The sequence below is a fragment of the Bacillus sp. AFS012607 genome (assembly GCF_002558005.1).
GTDB classification, from domain to species: Bacteria; Bacillota; Bacilli; order Bacillales; family Bacillaceae_G; genus Bacillus_A; species Bacillus_A thuringiensis_S.
Window position 1 is genome coordinate 63,725 of sequence record NZ_NTVM01000005.1, and the last position, 23,375, is coordinate 87,099.

The following is a 23,375-nucleotide window of genomic DNA, read 5'->3' on the forward strand; positions in this document are numbered from 1 at the left end:
GCCATACTGTAAGGAGAATATAGAATAGGGGTGAAGTAATGGCTGTAAATGAAAAGGTAGAATTGGCTACATTTGCTGGAGGGTGTTTTTGGTGTATGGTTTCTCCATTTGAAGAGATGGAGGGAATTATACAGGTTATTTCAGGTTATACAGGCGGTCATAAAGAGGACCCAACGTATAAAGAAGTGTGCTCGGAAACAACAGGACATTATGAAGCGGTACAAATTACATTTGATGCAAATAAAATGACGTATGAGGAATTGTTAAATATATATTGGAGACAAATTGATCCGACCGATATTGGGGGACAATTCCATGACCGCGGACAGTCTTATGAAACGGTGATTTTTTATCATAATGAAGAACAACATAAAAAAGCAGAAGCTTCAAAAGAAGAGCTTGAGCAGAGTGGGCGCTTTTCGAAACCAATTGCGACAAAAATACTACCAGCAGCTACATTTTATCCAGCTGAAGAATATCACCAAGGATATCATAAGAAAAACACATTCCGCTATGAGTTATATCGTAAAGGCTCAGGACGAGATGCTTTTATTAAGGAACATTGGCCAAAGGATAATGCTCATTTAAAAGAAAAACTCAATGAGATGCAGTTTTATGTAACACAGGAAAATGGTACAGAACCACCATTTCGAAATGAGTATTGGAACCATAAAGAGGAAGGTCTTTATGTAGATATCGTTTCAGGTGAGCCGTTGTTTACTTCTCTAGATAAATTTGATAGTGGATGTGGATGGCCTAGTTTTACAAAACCAGTTATGTCAGCAAGTGTGAAAGAAAAGATGGATGTGAGTCATAATATGACACGTACAGAAGTGAGAAGTAAAGAGGGAGATTCGCATCTTGGGCATGTATTTCCAGACGGTCCAGGACCGAATGGGCTTCGTTACTGCATTAATTCCGCAGCTCTTAGATTTATTCCAAAAGAGGAATTAGAGAAAGAAGGTTATGGCGATTTCTTAATCTTGTTTGGAAATAAAAAATAACCTCGCAGTTAGCGAGGTTATTTTTTTGCTATTTTGTTTTTTTCTTTTTAAATTTGCTTAATACTTCATAAACAATTGGAACAATAAGAAGTGTTAATAACGTTGAACTTGTTAATCCACCAATTACTGTTACACCAAGTCCTTTAGAAATTAAGCCGCTACCTTCAAATCCTAATGCAAGCGGGATAAGAGCTCCGATTGTTGCAATTGCAGTCATTAAAATTGGACGCAAGCGTGTTGCACCAGCTTCTAATAAAGCTTCACGTGTTGATAAACCTTCATTTTCTTTATGAATAACGCGGTCGATAAGCACGATTGCGTTTGTTACAACGATACCGATTAACATAAGCGCCCCAATCATTGCAGATACACTTAATGTTTCACCAGAGATTAATAAGGCAACAAGGGCCCCAATAATTGTGAATGGTAGCGAGAATAAAATTGCGAATGGTGCAAGGGCACCGCCAAATGTAACGACAAGAACGAAGTATACAATGGCAATCGCAGCTAACATCGCTAGGCCAAGTTGCTTGAATGATTCTTGAATATCTTTAGTAACACCGCCCATAGAAACATCTACACCAGAAGGAAGATCCATTTTATCTACTTCTTTTTGGACTGCAGCAGATGCTTTTGAAACGTCATCAGATGTTAATTTTGCACTAACCTCTGCATAAACACGGCCATCTCGGTGTGTTACTGTATTCGATGTTTCACCTTCTTTTACAGTCATAACATCTTTTACAGCTACTTCATTACCAAGTGGTGTTGTAATTTTGCGATTTGTTAAGTCATCGATTGTTTCATAATTTTGTTTTTCAGCTTCTACATATACATTGATATCTTTACCGTCTTTTTTAATTGTTGTCAGAACAGGGCGATCATGTTGATTAGAAAGTCCCATTCCAATTTGAGCAGCCGTTAAGCCCATTTTACTCAGCTTTTCTTGATCTGCGACTAAAGTGTACTCTGCATATGTTTTTGCAATACTAGAATCTATATCTTTTAAGTCTTTATTTTTCTTCATGATATTTTGAATATCTTTTACGACAGGCTTAATGTCTTCTGAGCTATCTCCGTAAACGTATAGTTTAATTTCGTTACTACCGCCACTTGCTCCGAAGTCTTGGTTTTTCCATTCACCTTTTCCAGACATTTTTTGTAAATCTTTCACGACTTGTTCTTTTTCTTTTTCGAAGTTTTTCGTGTCGTTATCATATTGAACGAAGAACATAGCTTGATTTGTTTGACCAGGGCTCATTGGATTCTCTCCACCTAATGAGAACTGAATTGTTTTCACGTCTTTATTATCTTGGAAGTGCTTTTCAGCTTTCGTTGCAATTTTTTCAACGTCTTCCAATGTTTGACCTGGTTCAGGTTTGTATGTTGCGATAATCATTTTTTCTTCTTCAGAAGGTAAGAAACTTACACCGATAACTGGCACAAGTGCGAGACTACCAACTAATAGAAGGACAGCGATACTTGATGTAATAATTTTGTGATTTAAAGCCCATGCAAGTATGCGTTTATACCCATTTGCTAATTTACTTGGTTTTTCTTCATGATGTACCTCTTTTTCCCTCGTGCTTTCTTTCTTAAATAAGGAATGGGCAAGCATTGGTACGATTGTAACAGCCACTAGTAACGATGCTAATAAAGCGAAGACAATAGTTAAGGCGAATGGTAAGAACATTTCACCAATCATACCTTTTACAAGTCCTAGCGGTAAGAATACAGCGATTGTCACAATGGTAGAAGACATAATCGGAATAAACATTTCTTTCGTAGCTTCACGAATTAAATCTCTTCCGCGCAATTTCTCTTCTGATAACGACATACGTCGGTAAATATTTTCAATAACAACAATTGAGTCATCAACAACACGGCCTATAGCAACTGTCATTGCTCCAAGCGTCATAATGTTAAGCGTAATATCCATTTGCTTTATGACTAAAACAGCAATTAATAACGAAAGTGGTATTGAAACGACAGAGATTAACGTTGTTCGAATATTTCGTAGGAACAGCATAATAATAACAATCGCAAAGATAGCACCGAAAATTGCTTTGCTTAGCATTGTTTCAACTGACTTTTCAATAGGTGCACCTTGGTCGAATGTTGAAATGATCTCTAAATCTTTATATTTTTTCTCAAGATCTTTTACTTTATCTTTTACTGCATTTACAACATCAACTGTATTTGCATCAGAGGCCTTCACAATTTGAATTCCAATTGCTTCTTTTCCATTTGTTCGAGAAATGGATTCTGCTTTCCCAACTTCTTTAATTTCAGCAATTTCGTCTAATGTAACTGTTGGAATTCCGTTCATAGCAGCTGGATTCATTTGCGGCGTTTGTGCACCAGCGCCAGCATTTTGACTACCTTGACCGTTAGGTGATGAAGGTATAGCTGGGATTTTGAGTTCTTTTAATGCTTTAATCGTTGTAATATTGCCATCTACAACAACTGATTTTTCCGTGTCTTTAAACGTGTATAGGCCAAGTGGTAAAGATACATCCGATCCTTTAATTACATTTTTTACAGTATCTTCACTTAGTCCTAGTTCTTTCATTTTATCTTTCTTGAAGACGAGCTGTACTTCATCTACTTGTTGACCTGCAATTTGAACAGATGCAACACCATCAAGTCCTTTTAAGCCCGGTACAATATTTTTCTCTACATTTTCAGTTAAGGTAGCTAAAGATTCATTCTTGCTTGCTACGCTTAACGAAATAACAGGAAAAGCATTGAAGTTTACTCGTGAAACCTTAGGGTCTTTAACACCGTCAGGGAGCTTTACATTTGTGAGAGCTTCTTTAATTTCTGTTTCTGCTTTTTCCATATTTTTATCAAAATCGTATTCTACTTGAATAGAAGATGCGTTTTGAAAAGATGATGAGCTAACAACGTTAACACCACTTAAATTTTGTAGTTGTTCTTCCATCGGCTTTGAAACTTTATCGGCTACTTCTTCTGGTGTAGCACCAGGATAGACCGTAGTTACTGTCACAATCGGTGTTGTAATATCAGGAATTGTTTCCAGCTTCATATTGAGGCCAGAGTAAATTCCCGCAATAGTAACAATAATGGTTAGTAGCCAAACTGCGAACTTATTTTTTAACGAGAAATTGATGATTTTGTTCATGTTTGCGCTCCCTTTGTATTATATTGACCAACTGGTCAGTCTAATACATAATATAACTGACCAGTTGGTCAATCGTCAATAAAAAGAGATGGTATAATAAATCCATAATAAGATGCGAGATTAAATTTAGGAGAGAAGATATGAAAGAAAAAGAGCGTTTAATTATAGAATCGGCTATGAAGTTATTTGCTACTAAGGGTGTAAATGCGACATCAGTGCAGGAAATCGTGACAGCTAGTGGTATATCTAAGGGAGCTTTTTACTTATATTTTAAATCAAAAGATGAGCTTTTATTAGCGACACTTCGATATTATTATGACAAAATTCAAAAGAAAATGCTGGATATTGAGCAAGAGTCTTTGTTACCACATGAAAAATTTGCAAAACAATTACATTGTCAGTTTAATGATATACAAAAGCATAAAGAGTTTATTATTATGCATGCGAGAGAAAATGCGATTCCGTTTAATAAAGAAGTGGAAGAATTTATGATGCGGATGAAGTTAGAGTCTCATGCATTTTATCGAAATAGTTTATTGTCCATTTATGGTGAAAAGATTATGCCATATTTATTGGATTTAGTAATTATGGTGGAAGGCATATGCCGTGGGTATTTAGAATTAATTATTTTACAAGCAACAGAAATTGATTTATCTTACGTCTCTGCTTTTATTTTAAAAAGAGTAGATAATTTAGTAGATGGCTTGGTAGAATCTTCGGAAGAACCTATTTTACACGAAGAAAAGCTTGGAGAATTTCTTTGTAAATCAGAGCTCATTAAGGAACAGGTTAAAGAGCATTTTTTAAAAGAAATTATTGGATTTAAGCGTACTCTAGCTGATCAATTAGAGGACGATGAGCTGCTAGTAACATTAGATGTTTTAGAGGCGGAAATGCGATTGCTTAATCCAAGAATTCCGGTAATTAGAGGCATGTTAGCAAATTTAGAGGTTTATCCGGAATTAAAAGAATTTCGCTTACGCCTTATAGGATACTACAATATAAAAAATTCTTAATAAAAAACTCCTTGTCTACACAAGGAGTTTTTTATTAAAGATTACTTACTATTTTGAGACCATTTTTCTACATCCCAAACCTTTGTGATCCAATCTTCATAGAATTCCGGTTCGTGACATACAAGGAGAATTGTTCCTTTATATGCTTTCATAGCCTTCTTAAGTTCTTCTTTTGCTGTAACATCAAGATGGTTTGTCGGCTCATCAAATAGTAGCCAGTTACTTTCTTCACCCATTAGCTTACATAAACGAACTTTTGCTTGTTCTCCACCACTTAATTGACTTAATGGACGAGAAATATGTTCATTTTTTAATCCGCATTTCGCTAACATCGCACGAATTTGATGCTGGTCTAGGCCAGGGAATGTATTCCATACATCATCAATTGGTGTTATATTATCAGCTTTAACTTCTTGCTCAAAGTATGCAGGCTCTAAGAAGTCACCAAGACTTGTTTTACCGTTTAAAGGTTTAATTTTACCTAAGATTGTTTTTAGTAGCGTTGATTTACCAACACCATTACATCCAACAATAGCAATTTTTTCACCACGCTCAATTGTCATTGATAACTTTGGTAGTAGCGGATGTGTATATCCGATTTCTACATTTTCACCTTCAAAGACGAAGCGACTACTTGCACGACTTTCTTTAAATGAGAATTCAGGTTTGATTGCTGTTTCCGGACGATCAATAAGTTCCATGCGATCAAGTTGTTTTTGACGACTCTTTGCACGACCTGTCGTTGAATAACGAGCCTTGTTCTTTGCAATGAAGTCTTCTTGCTTTTTGATAAACTCGCGCTGCTTTTCATAAGCGTTTATATGTTGATTTTTATTGATTTCTGCTAGTTCTAGGAATTTTTCATATGTCGCTGTATAGCGTGTCATTTTTGTGAATTCTAGATGGAAAATAACATCAACACATTTGTTCATAAATTCCGTATCATGAGAAATCAATAAGAATGCATGTGGGTATTCTTTTAAATAAGTTGTTAACCAATGAATATGTTCAACGTCTAAATAGTTAGTAGGTTCATCAAGCAATAACACTTCTGGTTGTTCAAGTAATAGCTTTGCAAGCAATACTTTTGTACGTTGTCCACCACTTAGTGCTGAAACATCACGATCTAAACCAATAGCATCAATTCCAAGACCACGTGCAGCCTCTTCAATTTTCATATCTAGTAAATAGAAACCACCTGCTTCAAGTGCATCTTGTATTTCTGCCATTTGCTCAAGAAGTTCTTCTAGTTCTTCTGGTGTAGCAGTTCCCATTTTTTCTGTAACTTCATTTAAAGCTGTTTCCTTTTCGAATAACGGTAAAAATGCATCCGCTAGTACGTCACGAATTGTACGTCCAGGCGTTAAAACCGTATGCTGATCTAAGTAACCGTAATGTGTGCCTGGTGTCCATTCTACACGACCTTCGTCATGAATAAGCTGACCAGTAATGATATTCATAAATGTTGATTTACCAACACCGTTTGCACCAACTAATCCAACGTGCTCACCTGCTAATAATCGCATAGATACATCTTTAAATAATGTACGATCGCCAAATGTATGTCCTAATTTTTCAACTGTTAATAAGCTCATAGTATCCTCCGTCCAACTTGAAATAGTACCTTGAATCATGATACTAAATTCTTTCATATAATGCCATCATTTCAAAATGTATATTTTTTCAAAAAAAGGGTTGCATTAATTTTCTGAAAATATATAATATAATTGAACAGTGGTTAATTATATGTGTGAGGTATGAAATATGTCGCCAAGGAAAGCAGTTAAACAAGAACTAACAAGAGAAATGATTATGAATGTAGCTAGGGAGCTATTTATAGCACAAGGATATCAACATACTTCAATGCGCAAAATTGCAACAGAACTTGGATATAGCCATGGTTCGATTTATTATCATTTTAAAAACAAAGCAGAGCTATTTTACGCAATGGTGGAACAGGATTTTCAATTATTAAACAAAAAGTTAGATGAAATTTGTAATCAAAAGTTATCGAGAGAAGAGCAACTAAGAGCAGTTTTATTCGGTTTTATTGAATTTGGTCTAAGAAATCAGAGTCATTATGAAATTATGTTTTTAATTAAAGATGCCGAATTAAAAGAGTGTTTGGCAAATAGTCCTAATGTTAGTTATGAAAAATTTGCGAAGGTTATTTCTTTTTTATGTGATGGGGAATTAAATGCGATGATAATATGGTCTGTTTTTTTATCATTACATGGATTTGTAGCACATTATTGCAGAAGTGGCCAAACGTTTGAAGAACTACAAGGTTTGGCTAAGGTACATGTAGAGTTTATTTCAAAATCGCTTCTTATGTAAGTGATTTTCTTTTTAACATTAATTGAACGGTGGTTAATTAATTTAGGAGGGGATTTATAATGAAGAAGGCTTTAGTATTAGGTGCTTCTGGTTCAATGGGTTATGCAATTGTAAACGAATTATGTGACCGAGGGATTCATGTAGTTGCTTTTGCAAGAAATAAGGAGAGATTAGGTGCATTATTTTCTGGGAACAAACATGTAGAAGTTGTAGCAGGCGATGTATTTATACAAGAGGATATAATGAATGCCGCTAAAGATGTTGATATTATATTTCATGCTGTAAATATTCCGTATTCAGATTGGGAGAAACAACAAGAGAAATTATTAATAAACATATTAGAGGTATCGAAACATTACGGTATCAAACTAGGAATAGTTGATAATATTTATGCGTATGGAAGACAAGGGGAAGGGCTTGTAAAAGAAGAGGCTAAAAAAAGACCACACACAAAGAAAGGGAAGATTCGTTTACAACTTGAAGAGATGGCAAAACAAGCTAATGTACGAATGTTTATTGCTCATTTCCCAGACTTTTATGGTCCAAATGCAGAAAATACACTTGTCCATCATACATTAAAGGGAATACTTGCAAATAAAATGTCTAGCTTTGTTGGAGATAAAAAGATTGCCCGTGAATATATTTTTACACCAGATGGTGCAAAAGCGATGGTTGAATTAGCTTCACATGATGAGGCCTATGGACAAAATTGGAACATACCAGGTTATGGTGTCATTACAGGTGAGGAAATGATTCAACACATACGGGAATTAACGGGATATACGAAACGAATAATAGCTGTGAAAAGAGGAATGATCCAGTTCATTGGTCTGTTTGATAAGCAGATGAAAGAATTTGTGGAAATGCTATATTTGACGGAAAAACCAGTTGTATTAAGCGGGGAGAAATATGAGAGGTGTATCGGGGAGATACCAAAAACTTCGTATTATAATGGGCTAAAAGAAATGATTATATCTATGCAAAAAAAGGTGTGTAAATGTTAGGATATAAAAAAGTTACTTCTACCTATAGAAGTAACTTTTTTGTTATGCCTTTTGTTTAACTTCACTAACTTTCTTTTCAGCTACAATAAAATGTGGTCTACGTTTTGTTTCATAATAAATACGACCGATATATTCACCAATAACCCCTAGGAATATGAGTTGAATACCGCCAATAAATAGTATAGCGGAAATGAGAGTAAAGTAACCAGGAACTTCCACACCACCAAGGATGATTTGAACGAACGTAGTGATTACATATAAAAGTCCAAAAATGGTTGTTAGTAATCCGAGATATATAGATAGACGTAACGGTTTATTATTGAATGAGATTACACCATCAATTCCGTAATTTAATAATTTCGAGAAGGTCCATTTACTTTCTCCATCAGAACGTAATACATTTTCATATTCAATGATTAATTCGTTATAACCAATCCAAGAGAATAAGCCCTTCGAAAATCGGTTGTATTCACTTAAAGATACTAAAGAATCCACTGCTCTTCGGCTTAAAAGTCTAAAGTCACCAATACCATCTACTAATTCAATATCTACAAATTTATTCATTACTTTATAGTAAAGACGAGAGACGAAAGAGCGAACGGGTGAATCACCAGTTCTTGTCCTTTTTGCAATGACTTGGTCGTAGCCGTCGTTATATCCTTCTAACAGTTCTTTTATTAATGTAGGAGGGTGTTGTAAGTCAGCATCCATAATAACGATTGCATCGCCTGTAGCATATTTTAAACCTGCTAACATTGCAGCTTCTTTTCCGAAGTTTCGACTAAACGATATATAGTGTACCGATGAATCTGCACTAGCTAAATCACGTAAAATATTTAAGGTATCATCTTTACTACCATCATTAACAAAAACAAATTCATAATCGGTAGTTAATTTATGAATTTCAAGAGAAGTCTCTGAATAAAAGGCACGAAGCACCTTTTCCTCATTGTAGCATGGTACTACTATTGAAAGGGTCATGTTAGGACCTCCTTAGGTGTAATTTTAAACTGGGCATGAAGTAAAAGTGAAGCAATCATCTTCAACTTTTACTTCACTTCATTTTAATAACTTTTTTTAAAACGATTTTTTAATTTTGAATATCTTTTCGTATCTCCAAGAACTAGAAGCGAGATGCAAATGATAAATGAAATGATAGAAATAACGAGACCCATTTTGAAATAAGGTGTGACGTATTTCATTTCAACTACATGTTGCCCTTTAGAAATAGGAACGCCAATAAAGGCGGAATTAGCCTTCGTAAATTCCGTTTCTTTACCGTCAACTTTTATTGACCATCCTTTACTATACGGTACCGATAAATATAGTAATCCATCCTTAGTGGAATTAATCTCACCTTTTAAGGAGTTACCTTCATAGTAAATGTTTTGTAGACTATTTTCTTTTAAAGTATTTACTTTTTTAGGGACAGTCTGATAGTTAGTACTGTTGATTTGTAAGTCTTTCAACTCATATTGACCAGGAGTAGGAATAGAAATGATTAGCTCGGTTGGCTTCGCATCTTTTCCTAAGTTGTAAACAAATCTTTCTAACGGATAAGCATAAGCTCCATCCTCATTACCTTTTATCATAGATTTGTCATTCACGGTAACTCCAAATGATTCCTTGTTTATATTTCTAATTTTAATTTCAACAAGAAGATCACCTAACATATCGTTATTATCAATAGGTACTATTATACGCCCATTTTCATGAACAGTGAGTATATCTTTCTCTTTCTCTATATTTTCCCACTTCATTTTATTTGGATTAATCTTAATTTGTTTTGAATCTAGCTGTTTTGTATTAAATTGTTTTAATGGAAGACTTCCAACATCATTTACAACTACAGCATCTAATAAAAGTTGATCTTTCTCGGCAAAATTAAGTTTTGAAAATTCTTCATCACTTATTCCAGCTTCGTATACATAGCCTAATGGTAGTGCAAATTCATTTTTATAAATGTTGTAAGGATCTACTTTTTGTAAATGCTTATAGCCATAAGGAATTTCGGTTTTATTAGCACCTTCACTTAGTACATAATATTTTACCCCTAGCATGTTCTCAAGGAATAATCGTTTATCTAACTGGAAGAACATAGATGGGCTATCATATCCTTGGAAAACATTGTACTTATTCTTCATAAAGTCATGAACATGATAATTGACTAAGCTTTGATAAGTACTTGTACCATGATAACCTTGCAACATCGGCGTATTTTTATAATTATTGTTTGGATTGATAATTCGATAAAAATCTTTATCTTGATTTTGTATATAACGAATTGCGTCAATTTCATCCTTATTATCAAGACCTGGCCCATGTAATGATTCTTTTGTCACGCCTGCTTGATTAAAGTGTTTACTAAGAGAAAAATCTGAATAGAAGTAATTAATAAATATTACATTGACGAGTACATTTAATACAATGAAACATTGTAAGGCTACTTTTGATAAATAGCGCCATAGTAATATTGTAATAATAGATAATACAGTAGTGCAAATTAAAATTTTATCAATCGTTTGTAGCGGCTGTGCGTTTATATTTACTTTTCTATAGAATGCGTAAATAAATAATGCTGTTGCTAGCAAAGGACCTATTAAAGAATTGACATTCTTTTTGTGGAGCAGCATCCAATCTAGAATGTAGGCAACAGTTTGCGCAACCACAAATGCAAATAAGTAAAACCATCTGTATTGCATAGCAGAAAAGCCATTAAATACGGAATACGTATATGGAAGCATATATAGCACTAACATAAACCCAGTAAAGAGCAATTTATTTGTGACAAGTTTATTGCGTATTAGAAGCGCGCTAGTAATAAGGAAGAGGATGAAAACAGGGAATGCAAGCTGATAATCCTCTGTATTATTAATGAAAAAGATACTTTCCATTAAGTTTTTATAAAACGTATCTTCAAAAAATAACGGTATAGTAAATTTTGTAGCGAGTCGATCGGAACTAAATACACCATTTACAGATGGTATAAAGCAAACAGCAGATAAACCTAGTGATAAAGTATATAGAAAAGCAATTCTAATATAATAAATTATAAATGTTTTAATTGTTTTGTTCTGCTGTGTAGCGAAATATTGGAAAAAGGCATAAATATAGATAAAAATACTAGTAATGAAAGCGAAATAGAAATTTGATGCAAGCATAAGTGCTGTTGCAAACAGGAATAATCCCTTTTTTCGCTCTAAAATATATTTATCTAATCCCCATATTACTAAAGGTAAAAACACTATAGCATCTGCCATGAAATCCCATAATAAAGAATGGCGAATGAAAGTTACACATCCTCCATATATAATGGCAGAAATGAAAGAAGAAAAAATAGTTTTATTGTGATAACGTAAAGAACCATACATGAATAACATCGCTAATGTACTTTTTAAAATACTCATATATAGCTTCATCTCAAAGATTTGGTCAAAATTTAGTTTAGGAAGTAGAAGTGTAAGCCAGAAAAATGGTGCTGTACTATAGTAATAACTAAATTCTCCGAATAAATCTCCACCTAATCCATAATCCCAAGACCAAAATAAATTCCCATCTTTAAATGCGTGTTGTAAAAGGAATGTAAAGAAACTGAATTGTGATAATGCATCTCCCGTACTAGAAAATACACTGTCTGATTTTAGGAAAAAGTAATGAAAAGCAAATGCACATATTATTAATAATGGAATAATAATAAGTGTGCTTTTAGTGAAAAATGTTCTTTTATTTACTTCTGAAGTCATTAAATAAATAAGCCTCCTTAAATGCAATTGCCACATTCTTCATCTCTGGATATCGTTTTAGGATGAAGAAAAACTATGTATGAATCGGCGATTTTTAATAGTATTAATAAAGTGTTCATTTGTGCAATTTGTGTTAAATTTAGGGCGTGAATAGTTAATATTTACATGAAGAATTAACTATGAATTACCTTAATAATAGCTGTTGTACATCTAGTGCTGTTCGTTTCCAAGTATAATCATTCCAGAAAGGCAAGTCAATTTAAGATATAGATTGGAAAAGGGCTCATTTTTTAAGTGAAGAAGATAAAAATAAAAACTTCAAATTTGATTTGAAGTTTTTATTTTTATTTATTTTCGAGCCAGTTTTTTATTTATAAATCCTAAAATCAATCCGCGTATTTGTGGATCGATTGCAAGACCGATAATACCGTATAATATACCAGTAATTGTTAAAGCAACTAGTGGCGGTAAGGTAATTAATATTGTACGGTATAGAATATAGCTGATTATAAAGGCTAAGGTATTGAATATAATCCCTTTAAATAGTAAAGAGAAGCCTTTACGAACAAATAGAGTGAATCCGATTAATAACGTAATCTCGGTAAGGATAGCGGCAATAGCGGCTCCCATCATTCCAAACTGACCACCTAAGACGATGTAACTTATAACGGCAACAGCTAGTCCGATTCCCATTGTTGTTGCGCGTTTCCATTGTTGACCAATTGTCGTTAAATTATCAGCAAGTGGATAGTTAATAGATTGTAGAATGACCATAAAGGCTAAAATGGCAAGAGCATCACCAGCTGGAGCATATTCTTCACCTAACAAAGTAACAATCCAAAAGCTTGGATCAGCGATAAATGGAATGGAGATCCCCATTCCTAAGAAAGACATCAGTTTTAATTCAAACTGAGATAGTTTTCTATGTTCATCAATATTCTTTTCATTTCCAAACGCAAATAATTTTGGATAGAAGGCTGCTGCAATTACACCAGGTATTTGATAAAGGACTGCAGGTATTTTCGATGCAGCTCCAAAGAATCCAACTTGCTCATACGTCGAAACTTTTTCTAATATAATAGGGCCTAACTGTGGTAAAAGCATAATGATAATGCCATTGATTGTGAAAATCAGCAGTTGATCTAAAATTCCTTTGTCCCAGCCCTTATGAACTGTCGTATGGCGGAGTACCATTATGAAGGCGATGACTCCTGTTACAAGACTAGATATCCCGTACATGGCAGCGACTGTCATAAGTGACCATTTCAACGACATTCCTAGTAGAAGCGCAGCTGCGGCTGTTACACCTTGTAGTACAGAAATAATCGCTGTAAATTGCATACGTTCTGTTACTTGGAAATAAGCCATTCCAACGCCTTGTAAAGTTGCTCCAAACATTGTCGGTAGTACAACCCAATATACCATGGCACGTAAGTAGACATCCGTATAGAAGAACTGAGCAAAAATAGCGAAGAGTACAGAAATTACGACAGCTAATACGAAACGAATGCGTAAATAACTACTGATTAGTACGCTAATATTTGCATCTTTTCTTGTTCCTTCACGCATAAACGTATGTGTCAAACCTGCATCTGTGAAATAACAAATAACAGCGGAAACTGCTAATGCAGTTGTAAACATTCCATACTCACCAGGAGAAACGTATCTTGCAAAGAGAATCGTCGCGATAGCAAGTACAAATCGAACAGTAATATTTCCTACAAATAGGTAGGAGGCATTTTTAAGAATCTTATTTGTTTTCATGAGAAAAAACCTTTCTATTCTTTAGGACTTTTTTAGTTTGTCCTATTTGTAAATTTGATTTGTTTACGGAAAGAGAGGTGAGTACTATATTTTCGGTTTAAGAAAACAGAAATTTAATTCGCACAAACCAAAGCATTGCATATAGTTTTTTACTACGCTTTCCGTTTTTTGAATAGATTTTACGGCAATATTTCTTTATATCTTTTTTGATTAATTGAACTTGAGCATTATCCAATTGAGAGTTTTCTTTAATGTATATACAAGCATTATTGATAACCGTATAAGGGAATAAATAAGTCTCAAGAATCTCAATAAGTGACTGAGGGTCTTTCGTAATGAAGTCTTGAGATTTATTATGTACCCAGTCTTTCATACGATTGAATACTTCCAGTTCTTTAGTGGTTTTTAATTCGTAATCTTTATATTTAGAAGAAAGATTTCCTTCCGATAAGATTCTATAATATGTTAAGTATTCATCGACATAGCATACATTTGTCACACTCATTAGTTTAAATAAAAACTCCAAGTCTTCTCCCCAGCTACATCCTGGTGTAAAACGGATATTATGATTCATTGCGATAGAGCGTTTGAAAATCCAAGTACTTGTTTGAGCAACAACTTGGTGTGTTAAGAATGCTTTTGCCATATCACCTTTAATAAAGTTTGTTGTATGCTCAACCTTTTCACCTGTTTCTTCGTAGAAATTCATATAACCACAATAGCACGCGTCCATGTTGTTTTTATGCATACTCTCGATTTGTTTCTCAATTTTAGTTGGATGCCATAAGTCATCACTATCAAGGAAAGCGACATATTCTCCGCTAGCATTTTCAATCCCTGTATTACGAGCTACTGAAACGCCTTGGTTTTTTTGGTGAACGTATTTTACTTGCCCCGGATATTTTTCTGCAAGATTTTTTACGATAGAAGGTGATTGATCTTTACTTCCATCATCTACAATTACAATTTCAATGCTTTTATATGTTTGATCCAGTATTGACTGCATTGTGTCTTCAATATATTTTTCTGTGTTATACAGAGGTATGACAACAGAAACAAGTTGTTTTTGTTCCATCATAGAATTTTTATCTCCTCAAATTTTTTATGTCTTGCACCATATATACAAGCCTTTTGAAAGGAAGAAGATTACAAGAACATCTGTATCAGTTTAACGCATATAAACTTTGTAAATCAACTTTCTATTATTGTACTTTGTATACAAAGTACAATAATAGAATATATTTTCTTGTGAAAATATATAAATAAAATTTGAAAATTATGTATTTTAAGGGGAAATATGAAATGTTAAGGCGATTTGCGCTTCGTTTTGCAACTTTACAAACACATGGTGCAGATTTGACTCTAGCTAGCGATGATATAGGTTATCAAAAAATGGAAACTATTTTATTGGAAACAGGAATGTTAATATATCATGAGCTTGATAAACCACCTATTCATATTATGCCAGGTTTTCCAGTGTTTTTAGTTACTGTATTTTACTTTTTTGGAAATGGTAATAAAGGCCTTTTTGTAGCTAAATTAATTATTATCCTATTAGGAGTACTTATTATTTTACTAACTTATAAGATTGGTACTTATTTATTGAATCCCGCTGCAGGATTAATAGGTGCTTTCTTATTAGCGGTGTATCCTCCAGAGATTGTTGTGGAAAATTTAACTTTAACAGAAGGAAAGTTTCTATTCTTTTCATTGGGATTATTATATTGGAGCTTAAAATTAGCTGATACTCATAAAACGAAACATTTTCTACTTTTTAGCATTGTACTTACGCCTACAAGTTGCTTTATATCCAATACTATTATTTATATATCTTTTAATGAAGCGCTATCCATTCCGCATTATGATGAAGCAAGCGATAGTATTTTTTATAATAAAAAATACATGCAAGGAAGGACCTGTGCATGTATGATGAGAAGATTATGTTAAATATTCCAAGGCTTACTTAAAGTTAAAACTTCAGCCATCTCTTTACTTTTTAAACGTCCCTTTTTTCGGTTTTCCGCGCGTTCTAAACCGGTTGTGTGTAACCAATGTTCTTCCTGAGTTTCAGGTAGTACTTGTGGTACGGACGAAGGTTTTCCATCTTTTATAGCCACAAATGTAATGAAGCAAGTAGCAGCAATTCTACGCTCGCCTGCTAATAAATTTTCTGCGATTACTTTTACGAAAACTTCCATTGAAGATTTCCCTGTATAACACACAAATGCTTCATAACAAACAGAATCAGCTTGGTGAATTGGAGTTAAAAAATCAACTGAATCAATAGATGCTGTTACGCAATGTTTACGACTATGTCTTGCAGCCGCAATTGAAGCAATACTATCAATTTCTGCTAATAATTTCCCTCCAAAAAGTGTTTGGTGATTATTTAAATCGTTAGGAAAAACACGTGTTGTCTTAATTGCTTTAGATTCTCGCATGAATTTCTTTTCCATATATTCAGCCCCTATAGTCTGTTTTCAATCAGAATAATATGTGTAAGTGGAGTACTCATATTAGATATTTAATGAAGTAAAGTGTATTCCAAAAGAGGATTATTTAAACTTCTGTATTTGTATTCATGTAACTGAAAGAAAATTTATTTTATCTAAAATGTAGTGTAAAAGAGGATTCGCTTACATTGCAAGTAAAAAGTAATGACTATGTATTCGTCATAGAAATTCCCTATCAGCCGTGTACCCATTCATGATAGAATCATTTTGTTATGAATGGAAATAGAGGTGCAATGGACATATGAATCATATACAAACAAATTTTTCATCTTTCTTCAATAAAATTACGATCGGTGCGATGCTCGCATTTTTCGTTTATAGTTGTTGGGTAGCATTTGAGACAAGTAAGCAATTCTTTGGAGGAAGTACAACAAGTGTAACAATCATATTGGCAATTTTCGTCATACTTATTTTGTTAGTGGCATCAATTCTACAATATCGTTTTACAGATAAACAATTTCTTATTTTTCTTATAAGTATATCTATAGTTGTGAGGCTTAGTATGCTGTTATTTGTAGATGCTCCAATAATTGGTGATATGAAAGTGATGTATGAGTCTGCAAAGCAGATTGCAATTGGTAATAATATAGGGACTGTAATTCATTTGCCTTTTATTATATATGAGTCAGTAATCATTCGTATATTCGGTGATACATTATTCGCTTTACAACTATTTAATGTGTTATTTTGCGCAGGAACCGCATTTTTTATTTATCGTATTGCGGCAATGGTTTTTGGAGAAGAATGCGGTCGTATTGCTTCTATATTTTATGCTCTGTATATTCCAAATATATTGCTGAGTTCCGTATTAACTCCTGAGTCACTTGCAATATTTTTATTTTATTTTGCTTGTTACATACTTTTATATAAAGGGTTAGATCATCCTTATATGTGGGTGTTTTCAGCGGTTTTATTTGCATTTAGTAATATGATTTTCCCGATAGGATTATTTCTTCCTATTTTTATCACTGTATATGTATTATTAATTGAAGTGTCTCAATCAGCAACGAAACAAAAAGTGTTACTAAAGATGGTAGGGATACTTATTCTATTTTATAGTGCTCATTTTAGTGTGAATTATGGAATTAAGACAATGGGACTGTCACAATATACGATTGCGAATGAGACGTATGTTCAATCTGTCTTAATTGGAAAAACGCAACATGAGGAAAAAATATCGAAAAATCAAAGTGTAACAGAGCATATTGATCAAAAGTTAAAAGAGATTGAGGGAGAAAGATTTAAACTTTTAGAACCGATGATAAATCAGTTTTCAGAGGAGGGGATAAATTCTATTCTTTTCAAATGTGAAAAACTGATATATATAGCCGTAACATTGTTTATGACTATAGCTCTATTACACTTCCTAATTAAGAAACAACAAAATGAGGGATATATGTTGTTCTTATTTTTAATTAGTGGCTACGTATTGTTAAAGCTCTTCCAAGTAGATATGGCATATTACAATGTAATTATGCCGGCATTGTTTATTTTGCAGAGCTTTGGTGTTTATATGAGTTATGTGTATTGTCAAAAAATATTTTTCAGAAAGTAAAAAGAATCCATTCTGGATTCTTTTTTTGATGGAAGATGAAATTTAGTAGTCAGTGCAGATGAAAAGTATGCCTGACCTGAATTTTGTCTTATCGATTTAGTTCTAGTTGCAAATTATCGGCTGTTAGAGCCATTTGTGAGGAATCATCTTGAATTCCTTTCATGACTTGTGAAATAGCTTGTAGCTCATGTTCAATTTTCTTATTCTGTTCTTTTGAGTTAGACATATCTTTTACAATTTCTTGGAAGTATCGATCTGTTGCCGACATACTATCCGTTCCTTCCGATACGAGAGAGCTAATTTGTTTCACGGAAGACGAGACACGGGTAATTTGTTCATTTGTTTTTTCGACGAGCTTTGTAACGTTAAATATCGATTCTTTCGTTTGCTCTGATAATTTTCGGATTTCACCAGCAACAACAGAAAACCCCTTCCCAAATTCTCCAGCACGTGCAGACTCGATAGCAGCATTTAGTGCGAGTAAATTTGTTTGCTCCGCGATCGATTTAACGATATCTATGATTTCGTTAATTTTGTTAGAAATATCGAGAAGTTCATGAGTATCTGTAATAATCGTTTCCATATTCATTTGAATAGATCCCATTCGTTTGTTTTGCTGGTTTAATTGTTCTTTCCCTTTATTCGCTTTTTCTTCAGATGTTGTAGCTAATGATGTACCTGTTTTAGCAATCTCTACAATAGTTTCAGACTTAGCGGTTAGTTTTTGAATAGAAGAGCTTGTCTTTTCAGATACAGCAGCTAGTTCTGTTGCGATATGCGTAATTGTCATAGCAGTTAGTTCTTTTTCTTTCTCATGCTCTTTTTGCATTCTTTCATATTCAGATTCATAAGCTGCAAGAACAAGTTCTTGTTCAAGAGTGAATAATTTATTTATGACATTTATAGAATAGGAAAAATCATCGATTGTTGTTATTTTTGTTTGCAAAATCTTCATAATAGAGCGGAATAATTCTTGATAAGCAGCAGTATACCATTTTCGATGTAAGCCAATTTGTACATGTCGTTTGGCAATCCTAACACGCTGTTCAATAAAATCTTCATGCATATTGCCGCTGAATAATTCTTTAATATGTGTTTTTAAAGTTTGCTTTAGTTTTGGAATAGAGCTGTAACGTTCAATAATAGTAATTAAATTAGGTTGTTTTGTAATGTTGGCATAGAATTTTTCAGTAATCCAATCAATTTCTGCATAAATAAAAGGCTGTAGTACTTTTACAACTTGTAAATCTTCTTTTGAAATGTGTAGCATATCCATTTGAATTTTCAGTTCAGAATTAGTAGGTACATTAAAAGTTATTTGTTGGTCCTTACTTAATTCGATTATACTGGTGTTTGTTTTATTAATATTTTTTTTGAAAACCCCAAGCATCATTCTTCCCCCTGTGTATAAAACGTTTTCAATTTTAAAACTAATATAGAGTAATTATNNATAATTACTCTATATTAGTTCGTAGAATAGTATATAAATTAAGAGAATTCTAGATAGAATTCTCTTAATGGCCTTTATTAATTTTAGCATGTGTTTTAAAGAAAACAGGGAAATGCACATTATATATTACAGTGACGACACGAATAACGAATGTTACTAATAAACAAACATAGAAAGCTAATACGTGCGCGCCCATAGCGTGTGTGATTAGGAAGCTAATTGCTCCTAAGATAGAAGCGATTGCGTAAATCTCTTTTCGGAATACGTAAGGGATATCTTGAGCACAAATGTCACGCAAAATACCGCCTCCAATACCTGTAATGACTCCCATTGAAACAACTAGAAATGAGGCGTCAACATGATGTGACATTGCCGCATTTGCACCAATAGCTGTAAAAACGCCTAATCCAACAGCATCAGAAAGCATAATAACGACTTGAAGTTTATTGATACGCTCAAAAAACATACAAGTAAATAATGCTGATAATACACTTACGAAAAAGTAAATGGGTTTTACAAATGCGACAGGGGGCAGGTTACCAATCATGATATCACGAATAATACCGCCGCCGAGCGCAGTAGCTACAGCTAAACAAAGGACACCAAATAAATCTAAATCTTTTTTTAAACCAACTAATGTACCAGAAATGGCAGCGGCGATAATGCCAAGAAACGTAAATATATCGATTAATAACATGGCCTTAATCCCTTTCTCTTAAAGATGTTCCAGAGAAAAAATATACACTAAAGTATTGGAAATAACAATTACTTTTCGTTACATGTATAAAAACGGATAAAATACATAAAGAAAGCGTTTGAAAATGCTTAGGAGAAAACGAAGCAAGGTTAATCTTTAGTTGTAGGATAGCCGAGTGGGTGTTTGTATGTAATTATTAAATTTTATATACTTATAAATAAATTAACAAATGTTACTATAATGCTGATAATAAGTGGAAGAGTGTTAGATAGTTTTTATAGAGATAGGGAAGAATAGCTAAAGGATAATGTTTTCTAGCACTACTTAAGCTGGATTTGGTTAGTTTCAGCATAAAAATAAGTTCTCAATTTAAATATGAGTTATGTTATAATTGCTAGGTGTGTTTTAACGATAATAAATTATGATTAAAAGATAATGTTAAGATTTTGTATGGAGGTCTTGGAATGTTAGCAAATCAAGCTAGGGTTAGATTTGAGCATTTTTTGCTCTTTTTTATTATTTTACAGCCTGTTTTAGATTTATTAACGTCTCTTAGCATCACTTTATTAAAGTCAAATGCTACCGTTGGAATTTTAGTAAGATTCCTTATTATGGCTGTTGGTGGTATTTACATTTTAATTCAGGCAAAAGAGAAGGAAAATAGAAAGTTTTTAATTTATCTTATATTATTAGCCGGCGTTTTAGGGATAGGATTTATTAATAACAAACTAGTTAAGGATCCTATTGTACTTGGTGAAGAAGTTAAATTCGTTGCGAAAGCATTATATATATATATTATGCTGGGATCATACATTTTAGCTTTAAAATCATTGAAAACGAAAGTTAATATTAGTGATAAGGTTCGAAATAGTATTGTATATTCTACATTAATCATTAACGCAATTATGGTTATTTCTATTTCAACATCTACTGACTTTGGTAGTTATGAATGGATGAAGGTTGGTTCTCGAGGTTGGTTCTATGCAGGGAATGAACTAGGTTCAATCTTAGCTATTATTTTCCCTATTGTGGTACTATATTCTATTCAAAAAACAAAGAGCTGGAAACATATTTTATATTGGATTCCATCACTTTTAATGATTTACTCATTAATTCAAGTTGGTACAAAAGTAGGAATGGGCTCAATTGGTGCTACGTTGGCAGCAGCAATCGGGATCATTGTACTACAATTATTATTTAATAGAAAAAATCCGAACAAAAAATCTCTTGCACTTAATGCAGTAATTGCTATTGTCCTATTAGCTGGTGTAGTTGGGACGTTTAAACAAACACCATTAGCACAAAATATGGGCATTCATAATAATTATTTATCAGAGCAAAATGTGGCTCAGCAAGGCCAAAAAGAACAAGAAATTAAAGATAAGTTGAAAAAAGAACAAGAACTTAAAGCAAAAGAAGAAAATCATCATAAAGTTGAAAAGCCAGAAGAAAAGGCGAAGATAGAAGAGGAAGTTAAGAAAGAACTTGAGAAAGAGCAAAAGAAAGAAAATCAAGAAAACCTTATTTTCAGTGGACGTCAAGTATATGAAGAAAGACATAAGCAGTTCTTTAAAGAAGCGCCAATGTCACAAAAGTTATTAGGAATGGGTTATGCAGGTAACTTTAAATACAATGAACAAAAGCAGCCAGATCCAAAACTAATTGAAATGGACTTCCATGATTGGTTTTACGATTTCGGGATTATTGGCTTTGTATTACTAATGATTCCATTTATTTATTACGGGCTAAGAATTCTACTAGCATTTGCTACGAGATTTAAGGACATATTTAATATAAAATATGGAATGATTTCAGCAAGCTTATTGTTAGCGTTAGGTATTGCTTATATTGCAGGACATATTTTAACAGCACCAGGAGTTGGAATTTACTTTGTAGTGGTGTTAGCTTATCTAATAGTAGACCTAGAAATTGAATGATAAAAATAAAAGCTAACTTTTGTTAGCTTTTATTTTTTAGTACAGTAAAATAAAAATAGATGGAAACGTAGCGAGGATTTAAAGGAGGAAAAAATATGAGAATATTGCATATGAATGCAGGAGCAGAAGATGGGGGAGGGAAAACACATATTATTTCACTTCTCGATCAGTTTCCAACTGGTGAAGTAGAATTAGCAGTATTTGAAGATGGAATTGTTGCGAAGGAAGCAAGGGAGTTAGGGATAAAAGTCCATGTGTTTTCACAAAAATCGCGCTATGATTTATCCATTTTAAAGAATATAAGTGAATTTATTAATAAAGAAAAATTTGATGTAGTTCATACACATGGTCCTAGGGCTAATTTCTATGTTTCTTTAATGAAAAAGAGAATAAAGGCAAAATGGGTAACGACTATTCATAGTGATCCATTTCAAGACTTTACTAAACAGGGCTTAAAAGGTTGGATTTTTACGAAATTAAATTTGAAAGCCTTAAAAAATATAGACTTATTTTTCGTTGTAACAAATAGATTGAAAAAAAGCTTGGCAGCATTAGGCATTTCAAATGACAAGATGCATGTTATTTATAATGGAATTGAATACGATCAGGAAAAAGCAGAAGGCTATAATAAAAAAGAAATGTTCAATATTGATGAAGATGTATTTACGGCAATCCAAGTAGCACGATTACATCCCGTCAAAGGACATGAAGTTTTATTCGATGCGTTACAACAAACAAAATTAGAGAAAATTAAAGTATTATTAGTTGGCGATGGCCCATTAGAAGAAAATCTAAAGTCATTAGCTACTGAAAAAGGGATTAACGATAAAGTAGAGTTTTTAGGACATCGTCAAGATGTAAAACAATTATTTGCGTCGTCACATGTAAATTTATTAACTTCCCATAGTGAAGGGTTCCCACTAGTTTTATTAGAAGCGGCAAACCAACGTGTACCATCAATTGTGACTAGGGCTGGAGAAATTGAGCCATTAATCGTAGATGAAACTTACGGATGGATTGTGCCAACAGATGATGGAAAGGCATTAGCATTAGCTTTAGAAGAAGCGTATGATAAGTGGAAAACTGGAGAATTAGCAGCAATGGGTAAACATATTTATGAGCATGCTACTATGAATTTCTCACTTCAAAAACTATATGAAGATACAAAGGAAACATATAAGCAATTAATAGCGAAAAACTTGTAATGATA

At 33.3% G+C, this 23,375-nt stretch carries 16 protein-coding genes and 2 pseudogenes; 8 read left to right on the forward strand and 10 right to left on the reverse strand.

Annotated features, from left to right (window positions below):
- Window positions 1-38: 38 nt before the first annotated feature.
- A complete protein-coding gene (gene msrB / locus CN409_RS03120; protein WP_097980924.1) occupies window positions 39-1,004 on the forward strand; it encodes a peptide-methionine (R)-S-oxide reductase MsrB in 966 nt (321 codons plus the stop codon).
- Between the two features lie 28 nt (window positions 1,005-1,032).
- Here the strand turns inward: msrB and CN409_RS03125 are convergent, their stop codons facing one another.
- Window positions 1,033-4,149, reverse strand: coding sequence for an efflux RND transporter permease subunit (locus tag CN409_RS03125; RefSeq protein ID WP_044783705.1), 3,117 nt, complete (start codon window positions 4,147-4,149; stop codon window positions 1,033-1,035).
- A gap of 140 nt (window positions 4,150-4,289) precedes the next feature.
- Between CN409_RS03125 and CN409_RS03130 the strand changes: the two genes are divergently transcribed.
- The gene (locus CN409_RS03130) at window positions 4,290-5,165 is read left to right on the forward strand and encodes a TetR/AcrR family transcriptional regulator (protein WP_044783706.1); all 876 of its coding nucleotides are present in this window, start codon (window positions 4,290-4,292) and stop codon (window positions 5,163-5,165) included.
- 41 nt (window positions 5,166-5,206) lie between these two features.
- On the opposite strand, the gene CN409_RS03135 is transcribed toward CN409_RS03130, so the two are convergent.
- On the reverse strand, window positions 5,207-6,760 hold the full coding sequence (locus CN409_RS03135; protein ID WP_002083531.1) for an ABC-F family ATP-binding cassette domain-containing protein: 1,554 nt from the start codon (window positions 6,758-6,760) through the stop codon (window positions 5,207-5,209).
- A gap of 169 nt (window positions 6,761-6,929) precedes the next feature.
- Here CN409_RS03135 and CN409_RS03140 point away from each other — a divergent pair, with 169 nt between their 5' ends.
- Together CN409_RS03140 and CN409_RS03145 are read left to right on the forward strand one after the other, a co-directional pair.
- The gene (locus CN409_RS03140) at window positions 6,930-7,502 is read left to right on the forward strand and encodes a TetR/AcrR family transcriptional regulator (protein ID WP_000074952.1); all 573 of its coding nucleotides are present in this window, start codon (window positions 6,930-6,932) and stop codon (window positions 7,500-7,502) included.
- Window positions 7,503-7,561: 59 nt separating this feature from the next.
- Entirely contained in the window at window positions 7,562-8,506 is a 945-nt protein-coding gene (locus CN409_RS03145; RefSeq protein WP_044783707.1) for an SDR family NAD(P)-dependent oxidoreductase, read from the forward strand.
- A 42-nt stretch (window positions 8,507-8,548) separates the two neighbouring features.
- Here CN409_RS03145 and CN409_RS03150 read toward each other — a convergent pair whose 3' ends face one another.
- The 4 genes from CN409_RS03150 to CN409_RS03165 form a co-directional block, all read right to left on the reverse strand.
- The gene (locus tag CN409_RS03150; protein WP_043935117.1) at window positions 8,549-9,487 is read right to left on the reverse strand and encodes a glycosyltransferase family 2 protein; all 939 of its coding nucleotides are present in this window, start codon (window positions 9,485-9,487) and stop codon (window positions 8,549-8,551) included.
- An 83-nt stretch (window positions 9,488-9,570) separates the two neighbouring features.
- Window positions 9,571-12,249 carry a YfhO family protein gene (locus CN409_RS03155; RefSeq protein WP_086391086.1) on the reverse strand — a complete coding sequence of 893 codons (2,679 nt, stop codon included), beginning with the start codon at window positions 12,247-12,249 and terminating at the stop codon, window positions 9,571-9,573.
- A 348-nt stretch (window positions 12,250-12,597) separates the two neighbouring features.
- Window positions 12,598-14,013, reverse strand: coding sequence for an oligosaccharide flippase family protein (locus CN409_RS03160; protein ID WP_029443701.1), 1,416 nt, complete (start codon window positions 14,011-14,013; stop codon window positions 12,598-12,600).
- Between the two features lie 97 nt (window positions 14,014-14,110).
- Window positions 14,111-15,091, reverse strand: a complete 981-nt coding sequence (locus CN409_RS03165; protein ID WP_086391085.1) for a glycosyltransferase family 2 protein — start codon at window positions 15,089-15,091, stop codon at window positions 14,111-14,113.
- A gap of 200 nt (window positions 15,092-15,291) precedes the next feature.
- Between CN409_RS03165 and CN409_RS03170 the strand changes: the two are divergent.
- Window positions 15,292-15,895 (forward strand): annotated as a pseudogene (locus CN409_RS03170) (4-amino-4-deoxy-L-arabinose transferase); the annotation flags it as partial.
- Between the two features lie 61 nt (window positions 15,896-15,956).
- On the opposite strand, the gene CN409_RS03175 reads toward CN409_RS03170, so the two are convergent.
- Window positions 15,957-16,469, reverse strand: a complete 513-nt coding sequence (locus CN409_RS03175) for an acyl-CoA thioesterase (protein WP_000412126.1) — start codon at window positions 16,467-16,469, stop codon at window positions 15,957-15,959.
- 298 nt (window positions 16,470-16,767) lie between these two features.
- On the opposite strand from CN409_RS03175, the gene CN409_RS03180 reads away from it, so the two are divergent.
- Entirely contained in the window at window positions 16,768-18,081 is a 1,314-nt protein-coding gene (locus tag CN409_RS03180; protein ID WP_097980925.1) for an ArnT family glycosyltransferase, read from the forward strand.
- Window positions 18,082-18,169: 88 nt separating this feature from the next.
- On the opposite strand, the gene CN409_RS32735 is transcribed toward CN409_RS03180, so the two are convergent.
- The 3 genes and pseudogenes from CN409_RS32735 to CN409_RS03190 form a co-directional block, all read right to left on the reverse strand.
- Window positions 18,170-18,910, reverse strand: coding sequence for a methyl-accepting chemotaxis protein (locus CN409_RS32735; RefSeq protein ID WP_372464371.1), 741 nt, complete (start codon window positions 18,908-18,910; stop codon window positions 18,170-18,172).
- A gap of 15 nt (window positions 18,911-18,925) precedes the next feature.
- Window positions 18,926-19,474: pseudogene (locus CN409_RS32740) on the reverse strand (protoglobin family protein); the annotation flags it as partial.
- A gap of 121 nt (window positions 19,475-19,595) precedes the next feature.
- The gene (locus tag CN409_RS03190) at window positions 19,596-20,228 is read right to left on the reverse strand and encodes a trimeric intracellular cation channel family protein (protein ID WP_000924371.1); all 633 of its coding nucleotides are present in this window, start codon (window positions 20,226-20,228) and stop codon (window positions 19,596-19,598) included.
- A gap of 464 nt (window positions 20,229-20,692) precedes the next feature.
- Here CN409_RS03190 and CN409_RS03195 point away from each other — a divergent pair, with 464 nt between their 5' ends.
- Together CN409_RS03195 and CN409_RS03200 are read left to right on the forward strand one after the other, a co-directional pair.
- On the forward strand, window positions 20,693-22,165 hold the full coding sequence (locus CN409_RS03195; protein WP_053563281.1) for an O-antigen ligase family protein: 1,473 nt from the start codon (window positions 20,693-20,695) through the stop codon (window positions 22,163-22,165).
- 95 nt (window positions 22,166-22,260) lie between these two features.
- A complete protein-coding gene (locus CN409_RS03200; protein ID WP_086391083.1) occupies window positions 22,261-23,370 on the forward strand; it encodes a glycosyltransferase family 4 protein in 1,110 nt (369 codons plus the stop codon).
- The last annotated feature ends 5 nt before the right edge of the window (window positions 23,371-23,375 follow it).